Below are 10,055 nucleotides of genomic sequence, written 5' to 3' on the forward strand. Positions count from 1 at the left end.
ATTATCGATCGCTAGTAGGTTGAGCGCGCAATTCGATACTGCGGGTCGTGGGTGTGGAAAACTGAGGCTGAAGATCCCGTGGCGAAGCCGCGGCACCGGCGATGGCGGAGCGCCACCATCGAAAGTCGTCACGCCCGCGGGGAACAATCCGGCGTAGGGCTTCTATGCCGAAGCAAGTGGGCTCACGATGGCTGCTTGCCGGCATGGTCCCGCCGCGACCACAGCAACGCCAGCGGCCCCAGCGCGATTCCGGCTGCCAGAACGATAAACACCAGCAGCCAGCCGTTCGCGCTCTGCGGACCGCCGGCCATGTCGAGTGCGACGCCGGTTCCCCATGCGCCGGCGGCTGACAAGCCGAAGCCGACCGTGGAATGCAGGGCCAGCGTTGCACCGCGATGCTCGGCGATTGCCGCGGCCGACATCCCTGCGGTCAACGCACCCGAATCTGCCGGCACCGTCAGGCCGTAGAGCATCAGCAGCAGCGCGAGCACCCATGCCGGTGCCGTTGCGTTGAGGCCGATCACGAGCGCGACGCTGGCTGACGCGATCATCACCACCGTGATGGCGCGATGCCGTCCGAACTTCAGGGCTGCCTCGTTGCCGAGGATGCTTGCGGGCATCGAGATCACCGCGAAGCAGAAGCTCATCAGCACGGGCGTCATCCAGGACGGCCCGCCCTGATGCGCAACGACGAAGGTCCAGAACCCGACCAGCCAGGTGCGAATGCCATAGAGCTCGAAGCAGTGCGCGCCGTAACCGAGGATGTAGCCGAGCGCCTCGCGATTGGCGAAGACAGGCGCGAAATTCAGCAGCCGCCCCGTCTTCGGGACAGGCCGGCGGCCCTCGATCAGGAGGCACGCAACCACCATCGCGATGGGGCCGACGCCGGTGACGTAGAACGCGGTCCGCCATCCCCAGCGATCGGCGAGGACTTGCGCAACCAGGAACGACAGGCCGACGCCGACCGAGAAGCTCGAGGTGTACAGCGTCACCGCCCGCGAGGTGTCGCCGGCAGGCAACCGGTCCGTCAGCGCCTTCAGCCCCGGCATGTAGGCGCCGGCGAAGCCCAATCCTGCGAGCGACCAGATCAGTGTGCCCGACCAGAACCCCTGGGCAAAAATGCCGAAGGCCATGGTCGCAAGTCCGCTAACGATGGAGCCCCACAGCAGCACGATCCGCGCGTCGATGCGATCGGTCAGCGTCGTCAGCACCGGCACCGCCAGCATGTAGCCGAACGCATAGCCGCTCGCCATCAGCCCGCCTTCGGCGGCAGACAGCCCCCACGCCGGCATCAGATGCTGCGCCAAATTCGCCGACAGCGTGACGTGCGGCAGCAGATTGCCGAGCTGGCCGATACACATCACCGCAATCAGCGCCCGCCCGCTCAAGCTCCGAATGCTCGCCTCCCCTCAGTCCCTATCTCGTCTGGTCTGCACGCAGCAACAGAAGCGCAAAAAACGCGGAGATAGAAGCCAGCGCGCTGATCCATAGCGCGCTGCTGCCAAAATGCTCCACCATCAGCCCGAGTGCGAGTGGCGCGAGCGCGCCGGTGGCCCGCGACGGCAACGAGATCATGCCGACCCGTCTGCCAAAGCCCGCCGGCCCGAACAACGCCAGGGGAAGCGTACCGCGGGCAATGGTGATGATGCCGTTGCCCGCGCCATAGAGCACCGTGAAAGTCGATGCGAGGAAGGGGCCGCCCGCGACCAATGCAACAACCCCGATCGGATTCATGAGCATGGCGAGCCGCGCCGACAACAGCGGATGAAACCGGCCGAGCCATCCTGCTTCCAGCAGGCGGGCACCGACCTGCGCGGGCCCGACCAGGGCTCCTGCGAGCAAGGCCTGCGCCGGCGTCGCGCCGAACGCGACCAGCATGGTCGGCAGAATGGCCGAGACACCCGAGCTGACGAAGCTTGCCGCCGCGAACATGTAAGCCAGCAGCACCATCGCGAACGTCTCGCTCTGCCGTCCGGATCTTTGGCTCGCGCCAGGATCCGATCGCGGCTGCTGGTCCAATGGAACGGCGCGCGGCAGCGACAGATTGAGCGGCAACGCCAGGCAGAGATGGATCGCCGCCCACACCTGGCAGGCGACGCGCCAGTCATACTCGGAGGCCAGCCACGTCGTGAGGGGCCAGCCAAGCGTGCTGGCGAAACCCGCGATCAGGGTGATGCCGGTGATGGTTCGCCGCGCGTTGCTGCCGTAGATGCGCGCAAGCGTCGCGAAGGCCGCTTCGTAAAGGCCCATGCCCATGCCGATCCCGAGCAACACCCAGGCCGCAACCAGCACCGCAATGCCATGAGCCACAGACAGGAGGAGCAAGCCTGCGACGAAGACGAGGTTCGAAACGGCAAGCAGACCGCGCCCTCCGAACGTATCGATGGCATCCCCACGCGCGGCCCGAGCAGGCCGGAGATGACGAGCGCTCCCGACAGCGCGCCGAACACATAGGTCGGCGCAAGACCGAGATCGCGCGCAATCGGCGCGGCCAGGATGGCAGGGAGATAGTAGCTCGACGCCCACGCAATGGTCTGCGCGGTTCCGAGTGCGACGACAATGGCGAGCGGACCGGCCACCCGGTCCGCCGGGACCTGCGTCATGAGCAGCCGCACCCCGCGCGACCTGCCTTCTTGGCGGTTTCATCGTCAGCACAGCAGGCTGACGGCTCCTCCTTCGCCGGCCCGCCGCAGCATCCCGCTCCCGCCGTCTCGACACCGCCGCGCGTGCAGACGCCGGTCTCCGGCAGCACGAGCTCGACCCGTGCCGCAGCCGCCTTGTCGCCGGCGATGTCGGCGACGATCGAGCGGACCTGCTCGTATCCCGTCATCATCAGGAAGGTCGGCGCACGGCCGTAGGACTTCATGCCGGCGAGATAGAAGCCCGGCTCGTCATGCGCGAGCTCGCGCGCCCCGTGCGGCCGAACCGTGCCGCAGCTATGCTCGTTGGGATCGATCAGGGGCGCGAGCGCGGCCGGAGCCTCGATCGCCGGATCGAGCCGCAGCCGCAGCTCGGACAGGAACGAAAGATCGGGACGGAAGCCGGTAGAGACGATCAGTTCGTCGGCCACCACACTCTGCGCACCGCAGCAGCTGCCTGCCGAAATCCTGAGACGGCCTTCGGAGTCCGACAGATGCGTGACGCCGAAGTCTGTTTCGACCCTGATCTTTCCGGCTGCCACGAGCGCGGCGAAGGTGGAGCCCAGCTCGCCGCGCGCGGCAAGCTTGTCATTGCTGCCGCCCCCGAACGCCTTTGCGGGATCGGTGCCACGCAACAGCCAGATCGCTTGCGTGCCTGATACCTCGCCCGCGAGCCGCACGAGATCGATCAGAGTGCCCAAAGCGGAATGGCCGGCACCGAGCACGGCAACGGTCTTGCCGGCATATCTGGCGCGCTCAGTGCCCTGCACATCCGGCATGCCATAGGCGATGCGGCCGGCGCGTTCGCGTTCGCCGATCGCGGGCAAACCGTTGCTGCCGGCGGGGTTGGGAGAGAACCACGTGCCTGACACGTCGATGACGGCATCGGCGCGAAGCACCTCGGGGCCTTTGCCATTCTGATAGCGAATTTCGAACGGCGCCTGCTCCCTGCCCTTCGTCTTCGCCTTGTCGAAGCCGGCGCGGCTGATCGCCGTGACCCGGCTCGACGTCCGGATCGCCTCACGCAGCGGCGTGCGCGTTGCGAGCGGGGTGAGATATCGGTCGATCAGCTCGCCGCCGGTCGGATAGGCGTGAGGGTCCGGTGAATTCCACCCCGTCGGCGCGAGCAGCCGCGCCGCCGCCTTGTCGACATTGTATTCCCACGGCGAGAACAGCTGGACATGCTGCCACTGACGGACCGCGTGGGCGGCTTCGGGCCCGGCCTCGAGCACGATCGGAGACATACCGCGCTCGAGCACATGCGCAGCTGCAGCGAGGCCAACAGGCCCGGCTCCGATGATGGCAACCGTCTTGGCGTTCATTCCGACTTCTCCCATCTTTCTAGAATCATCGAATAATTCGCCCGAAAAATCAGGCCGCCGTTTGTGTATTCTTGCATCCGACTTCGTCCGCGCAGCACTCCGAGGCCAGGAAATCCACCAAGCCCCGCATCGCGTCAAAGTTCGCGTGGCAGATCAGGGTCGTCGATTCCCTGACCTGGCTGACGAGCCCGACCGCAACCAGGGTCTTGATGTGATGCGACAGCGTCGAGGCCGGGATCTTCAGCTTGTCCTGCAGGCGGCCGACGGGCATGCCCGAATGCCCGGCCCGAACCAGGGCCCGGTAGATTTGAAGCCGGGTTTGATTGCCCAGGGCCTCCAGACGTGCTGCTGCGTCGGCGATCTTCATGGTGCCAGGCTGCGCTCGTTCACGCCGGCTGTCAAACCATATTTCTAGAATATTCGAATTATGTTCTGACCGGCATGAATCAGATTCAGATTGACGGCCCCACTTGACGGCCCCACAACATTTCCATAAATCTGGATATATGGAAAACGAAGAAGCCGTCCTCGCCCTCGCCGCACTGGCCCAACCGACCCGCCTGGAGGCATTCCGGACGCTGGTCAGGCACGAGCCCGAAGGCCTTGCAGCGGGCGAGCTCGCCCGCCTGCTGGAAGTTCCCCAGAACACGCTGTCGGCGCATTTGGCGATCCTGACCCGGGCACGCCTCGTCTCCTCCGAGCGGCACAGCCGCTCGATCGTCTACCGCGCCAATCTCGGCGAATTCCGCGACGTCACGCTCTTCCTGCTGCGCGATTGCTGCGGCGGACGGCCGGAGGTCTGCGATCCCGTCGTCGAGACACTGCAAGCCTGCTGCTCGCCAAAACGGAAGGAGCGAAGCCGTGCCTGACCAAATCTACAATGTGCTGTTTCTGTGCACCGGCAATTCGGCGCGATCCATCCTGGCCGAGTCGATCCTTTGGAAAGACGGCGCCGGCCGCTTTCGGGCCTTCTCCGCCGGCAGCGCGCCAAAGGGCGCGGTGCATCCGCTTGCGCTGCGCACGCTTGAGAGCACGGACTACCCTGTCGACGGGCTACGCTCGAAAAGCTGGCTGGAATTCGCGAGCGCCGATGCGCCCGTGATGGATTTCGTCTTCACCGTTTGTGACAACGCGGCCGGAGAAGCCTGCCCGATCTGGCCGGGCCAGCCGATGACGGCGCATTGGGGCATTGAGGACCCTGCCGCGGCCGAAGGTTCCGAGCTGGAGAAGCAGGCGGCGTTCGTCACTGCGTTCCGATATCTCAAGAACCGGATCGACACCTTCGTGAACTTGCCGCTGAGGAGCATCGACAAGCTGTCGCTCGGCACCAGGCTGCGCGAGATCGGCCGCTCCGACGGCGCGACGTCAGGCAGAAGCGACGTGGCGTGACAATGAGCATCTTCGAACGATACCTCACTCTGTGGGTTGCACTGTGCATCGTCGTCGGCGTCGCACTGGGACACGTCATGCCCGGTTTCTTCGGCGCGATCGCAGCCGCCGAGGTCGCCAAGGTCAACCTGCCGGTGGCGGTGCTGATCTGGCTGATGATCGTGCCCATGCTGCTGAAGATCGACTTCGGCGCGTTGGGCGAGGTGCGGAAGCATTGGCGCGGCGTCGGCGTCACCCTTTTCATCAATTGGGCCGTAAAACCGTTCTCGATGGCGCTGCTGGGCTCTTTCTTCATCGGCCACCTCTTCGCACCGTGGCTGCCGTCCGGCCAGATCTCGTCCTACATCGCCGGCTTGATCCTGCTGGCGGCGGCGCCTTGCACCGCGATGGTGTTCGTGTGGTCCAATTTGTGCGAGGGGGAGCCTCACTACACGCTGAGCCAGGTCGCCCTGAACGACGTGATCATGGTGTTCCTGTTCGCGCCGCTGGTGGGACTGCTGCTTGGCGTGGCCTCGATCAGTGTCCCCTGGGGCACGCTGCTGCTCTCCGTTCTGCTCTATATCGTGGTTCCCGTAATCGTTGCTCAGCTGTGGCGCAAGGTGCTGCTGCGCGGAGGCGACGACGGCTTCAACCGCGCCATGCGGATGCTGCAGCCTGTGTCGCTAGTTGCGCTCCTCGCCACATTGGTGCTGCTGTTCGGCTTCCAGGGCGAGCAGATCGTCCGGCAGCCACTCGTCATTGCCATCCTTGCCGTGCCGATTCTGGTGCAGGTTTATTTCAATGCGGGCCTCGCCTATTGGCTGAGCCGGCGGTTCGGCGTGGCCTGGTGCGTTGCGGCTCCGGCCGCTCTCATCGGCGCGAGCAACTTCTTCGAGCTGGCGGTCGCCGCCGCGATCAGCTTGTTCGGCCTCGACTCCGGCGCTGCGCTGGCGACCGTGGTCGGCGTTCTCGTCGAGGTCCCGGTGATGCTGTCCGTCGTCCGCATCGTCAAGGCGACAAGGGGCTGGTACGAGGCCGGCGCTGGCAAAGTCCCGACGGCCTTGGAAGCCCACCGGTGAGGCATGGAGACCGACCATGAGCGTCACGATCTACCACAACCCCGACTGCGGCACCTCGCGCAACACGCTGGCGATGATCCGGCAGAGCGGCGCCGAGCCCGTCGTCATCGAATATCTGAAGACGCCGCCGTCCCGCGAGAAGCTGCTCGAGCTCGTCAAGGCTATGGGCATTTCCGTCCGCGCGCTGCTGCGCGAGAAGGGCACGCCGTTTCGCAATCTCGGCCTCGATGATCCCAAATGGACCGATGACGAGCTGATCGATCAGATGCTCGCGCATCCCATCCTGATCAACCGCCCGATCGTGGTGACGGCGAAGGGCACGCGATTGTGCCGGCCCTCGGAAGCGGTCATCGATCTGCTGGATCATCCGGTCGGCCGGTTCGTGAAGGAAGACGGCGAAGTGGTCGGAGCGCGCTGAGCCGGCTCCGATGGCAGCAGCTGTCAGGCGACAGTAGGACGCAACTTCAAATCGCTTGCAGCGTTGAAGCCGCACCTCTCGAGAGCTATCGATCGGCAAGATCGATCCATCGGGAGGAACGCATGAGCACCATCACCGGCGGCTGTCACTGCGGCGCAATCCGTTACGAGGTCGAGGGCGACGCGATCGTGCATGCGCTGTGCCACTGCCGCGACTGCCGGCTTCACGCCGGCGCTCCGGTCGTCGGCTGGACGATGTATCCGGAGAGCGCACTCAAGGTGACCAAGGGCGAGCCCAAGATCTACAATTCCTCGGAACACGGCCGGCGGCACTTTTGCGGCCATTGCGGCACCGGCCTGTTCTATATCAATGCCGACATGCTGCCGGGGGTCATCGACATCCAGAGTGCGACTTACGATGATCCCGAGGTCGTGCCGGCGACGATGCACATCCAGGTCGCCGAGCGGCTTCGCTGGATGGAGCATGCGCACGAACTGCCGGCGTTCGAGCGCTATCCTCCCCAGCCGTAGCGGCGAGAGGCGATGCCGGCACAGCTCCGCATCAGCTCCTCGTGCTGGCCGTCTTGTCCAGCGCGGCACGCAGGCCATTCGCCAGCTTGACCGCGTCGTCGTTGGCCCAGAAATGCATGAAGAACAGCCGCGGCTGCTCGTCCAGCATGTGGCTGTGCAGCGCCGTCACCTCGATGCCGTGCGTGCGCAGCGCCACGATGACCGGGTTCACCTCGTCGCTGGTCAGGACGAAATCGCCGATGATGGCGGCCTTGCCTCCTCCGGTCGGCTGGAAGTTGATGGCGATCGCAACGCCCATCGCACCGACGGGGGTCAGCAGCATGCCGTCCTCCGTGATCGGGTCGCGCCGCTTGACGTTGAACTGGTAGACGCCGCCGTTGGCCTGCCCCTTGACGCCGATGACCTGATCGAGCTTGGCGGTGTCGAGGTCGATGGCAGGCGGCGGGCCCGCCGGCGCCGCGACCGTCAAGGGAGTCTTGCTTTCGGCCAGCGCATCGTGGATCGCCGAGGCCAGCTTGACGGGATCGCCGTGTCCGGCGACGTGCATGTAAAACGTCGCCGGGCTCGCGCGCAGCAGATGATTGTGCACGGCGGTGATCTCCAGACCGCTCGCGATCATCTTCGCCATCACGGGATTGATCTCGGTCTCGAGGAGCACGAGATCGCCCATAACCATGGCACCGCCATGCGCGGGCTTGAACGCGAGCCAGCCGCCGAGCGCCAGCGCCGGCTTGATCGTCACCCCGTCCAGGGTCACGGTGAGATCGGTGCGGGGAAAGCCGTAGCGGTGGACATCGTCCGCAACGGCGGGCTTGCGGCCCAGCGTCTCGTCAACCTTATTCCAATCGAGATCCTGCGCATGAGCGCCCGCGATGAGGCAGGCACTGACGCCGATCAGCGCCGAGATGGTCTTTCGCATTGCTCTGCTCCTCAAGCTGGATTCAGCCGTCAGCGTCTCACTTCTGCTCCTTGATCTGGCCGGCACTGTCGACGACGAGCCGCACGTCCTTGCCGTTCTTCACGGCTTTTGCGGTCGTGCCCTCGGCGGTCGATTTGATGTCGCTGACCTGCGTGTAGCCGGCCGCCTGGATTTTGGCGACGACCTCCTCTCGTGTCAGAGCGCGTGCGCTCGACAGCCCGCTGGCGATCGCCAGAAAGAGGATTGTGTGAAAGATGACCTTTGTCCGCATGACATTCTCCTGGCGTCTCCTGCCCCAGGTGAAGTCGTTTTCGGCGCGGCGCGACGAGACGACGCCAACGCGCTTCGGCGCCGCCGCCGCGCACGAATGGAAAATTACGATTTGTCTGATGAGATTGGGAAACGATGACATGCTGCGCCCTTGGTGATCAGGACGCGATGCTTGGGCATGTCGCCTCGCGGGGAGATCGCAAATCCCCGTCACGTCGAATAGAAACCCGGGTGGCCCAGCTGTCAACACGCGCATGGCCGAGGCGCGTCACGAAGAGTTCACTCGGAACGGAACCGCACCAACCGGCATCTTGAAACGACCGGACGATCTCATTAGGGTTGGTCACGTGGGGACGAAGCAGACTCCCCGTGAGACCCCGGTCCAAGCTCTGCGCAGCACGCCATTCGTGGAGCTTGCGCATGGACACCGAACGACACCCTTCCCCCCGCCAAACACTGGCCATCCTCTCACGCGGCGATGCCGCCGCGTGCCGCGACACGACGGCGCAAAACAGCCGCTTCGTCCGCGTCTTCGAGGCCCTCGCCGCCCTCGGCATCGACGCGCACCCCGTGATCTACGACGAAAGCTTTGCCGACGCAGTCCGCGACCAATTGCTCGCGGCTGACGGCGTGCTGGTCTGGGTCGATCCGATCCACCAGGGCAAGACGCGCGCCGAGCTCGATCCCCTGCTGCGCGACGTCGCGGCGCAGGGACCGTGGGTGAGCGCCCATCCCGACGTGATCCTGAAGATGGGCGTCAAGGAGGTGCTCTACCGCACGCGTCACCTCGGCTGGGGCGCCGACACGCATCGCTATGACAGCGCCGCGGCGTTCCGCGCCGAATTTCCCTCGCGCCTTCGCGCGCACGGCCCTCGCGTGCTCAAGCAAAATCGCGGCAATGGCGGCCAGGGCGTCTGGAAGGTCGAAGCGCTTCCGCACACGAACGAGACGGTTCGTGTACTCCATGCCCAGCGCGGGAGCCGGCCCGAGGACATCAGGTTCGACGAGCTGGTGGCGCGCTGCGAGCCGTATTTCGGATGGGGCGGCTGCATCATCGACCAGGCGTTTCAACCTCGCCTGCCCGACGGGATGATCCGCTGCTACATGAGCGGCGCGAGGGTCGCGGGCTTTGGGCACCAAGTGATCAAGGCCCTGATCCCGCCGCCGCCGGAAGGCCCCGACGCGCCCGAGGCGCAACCGGGGCCGCGCATCATGCACGGGCCTGATGCTCCGCCGTTCCAGGCGCTGCGAAGGTCGATGGAGGACGAATGGACGCCGCAGATGATGGAAACGCTCGGTATCGATGAATTGTCACTGCCGGTGATCTGGGATGCGGATTTCCTGTACGGGCCGCCGGATGCGGCGGGCGCCGACACCTACGTGCTGTGCGAGATCAACGCGAGCTCCTGCTTTGCGATCCCCGAGGAAGCGCCGGCGGCGATCGCACGAACGGTGACGCACCGCCTGCTGCGGAGCCAGGAGGCACGGTCCGGCTGAGAGCCGGACGACG

Annotated in this window: 12 protein-coding genes and 1 pseudogene; 7 read left to right on the forward strand and 6 right to left on the reverse strand. The window is 65.5% G+C overall.

Annotated features, from left to right (window positions below; all coding sequences use genetic code 11):
* Positions 1-182: 182 nt before the first annotated feature.
* The 4 genes and pseudogenes from GDN70_RS26730 to GDN70_RS26745 all read right to left on the reverse strand — a co-directional run bounded on the left by GDN70_RS26730 (position 183) and on the right by GDN70_RS26745 (position 4,328).
* A complete protein-coding gene (locus GDN70_RS26730) occupies positions 183-1,361 on the reverse strand; it encodes an MFS transporter (protein WP_038971511.1) in 1,179 nt (392 codons plus the stop codon).
* Positions 1,362-1,416: 55 nt separating this feature from the next.
* A pseudogene (locus tag GDN70_RS26735) lies at positions 1,417-2,603 on the reverse strand (MFS transporter).
* On the reverse strand, positions 2,600-3,961 hold the full coding sequence (locus GDN70_RS26740) for an NAD(P)-binding domain-containing protein (protein WP_152103265.1): 1,362 nt from the start codon (positions 3,959-3,961) through the stop codon (positions 2,600-2,602). Before GDN70_RS26740 ends, GDN70_RS26735 begins: the two are co-directional and overlap by 4 nt.
* A 49-nt stretch (positions 3,962-4,010) precedes the next feature.
* Positions 4,011-4,328, reverse strand: a complete 318-nt coding sequence (locus GDN70_RS26745; protein WP_028142981.1) for a helix-turn-helix transcriptional regulator — start codon at positions 4,326-4,328, stop codon at positions 4,011-4,013.
* Positions 4,329-4,467: 139 nt separating this feature from the next.
* Between GDN70_RS26745 and GDN70_RS26750 the strand changes: the two genes are divergently transcribed.
* From GDN70_RS26750 to GDN70_RS26770, 5 genes are all read left to right on the forward strand, one after another.
* The gene (locus GDN70_RS26750) at positions 4,468-4,830 is read left to right on the forward strand and encodes a helix-turn-helix transcriptional regulator (RefSeq protein ID WP_028142980.1); all 363 of its coding nucleotides are present in this window, start codon (positions 4,468-4,470) and stop codon (positions 4,828-4,830) included.
* On the forward strand, positions 4,823-5,350 hold the full coding sequence (locus GDN70_RS26755; protein ID WP_028142979.1) for an arsenate reductase ArsC: 528 nt from the start codon (positions 4,823-4,825) through the stop codon (positions 5,348-5,350). The genes GDN70_RS26750 and GDN70_RS26755 overlap by 8 nt, the downstream gene beginning before the upstream one ends.
* A 2-nt stretch (positions 5,351-5,352) precedes the next feature.
* Complete coding sequence (gene arsB, locus GDN70_RS26760) at positions 5,353-6,408, forward strand: ACR3 family arsenite efflux transporter (RefSeq protein WP_028142978.1); 1,056 nt, start codon at positions 5,353-5,355, stop codon at positions 6,406-6,408.
* 16 nt (positions 6,409-6,424) lie between these two features.
* Positions 6,425-6,826 carry an arsenate reductase (glutaredoxin) gene (gene arsC / locus GDN70_RS26765; RefSeq protein WP_028142977.1) on the forward strand — a complete coding sequence of 134 codons (402 nt, stop codon included), beginning with the start codon at positions 6,425-6,427 and terminating at the stop codon, positions 6,824-6,826.
* Between the two features lie 122 nt (positions 6,827-6,948).
* Entirely contained in the window at positions 6,949-7,356 is a 408-nt protein-coding gene (locus tag GDN70_RS26770) for a GFA family protein (protein WP_028142976.1), read from the forward strand.
* 31 nt (positions 7,357-7,387) lie between these two features.
* Here the strand turns inward: GDN70_RS26770 and GDN70_RS26775 are convergent, their stop codons facing one another.
* Both GDN70_RS26775 and GDN70_RS26780 read right to left on the reverse strand, forming a co-directional pair.
* A complete protein-coding gene (locus tag GDN70_RS26775) occupies positions 7,388-8,275 on the reverse strand; it encodes a DUF1259 domain-containing protein (RefSeq protein ID WP_028142975.1) in 888 nt (295 codons plus the stop codon).
* Positions 8,276-8,312: 37 nt separating this feature from the next.
* Positions 8,313-8,546 carry a hypothetical protein gene (locus tag GDN70_RS26780; protein WP_028142974.1) on the reverse strand — a complete coding sequence of 78 codons (234 nt, stop codon included), beginning with the start codon at positions 8,544-8,546 and terminating at the stop codon, positions 8,313-8,315.
* On the opposite strand from GDN70_RS26780, the gene GDN70_RS35200 reads away from it, so the two are divergent.
* Positions 8,530-8,703 carry a hypothetical protein gene (locus tag GDN70_RS35200; RefSeq protein WP_157158374.1) on the forward strand — a complete coding sequence of 58 codons (174 nt, stop codon included), beginning with the start codon at positions 8,530-8,532 and terminating at the stop codon, positions 8,701-8,703. The two genes, GDN70_RS26780 and GDN70_RS35200, sit on opposite strands and share 17 nt — an antisense overlap.
* Before the next feature lie 262 nt (positions 8,704-8,965).
* Positions 8,966-10,042, forward strand: a complete 1,077-nt coding sequence (locus GDN70_RS26785) for a Cj0069 family protein (protein WP_028142973.1) — start codon at positions 8,966-8,968, stop codon at positions 10,040-10,042.
* The last annotated feature ends 13 nt before the right edge of the window (positions 10,043-10,055 follow it).

The organism is Bradyrhizobium sp. TM102 (assembly GCF_009176685.1).
GTDB lineage: Bacteria > Pseudomonadota > Alphaproteobacteria > Rhizobiales > Xanthobacteraceae > Bradyrhizobium > Bradyrhizobium ottawaense.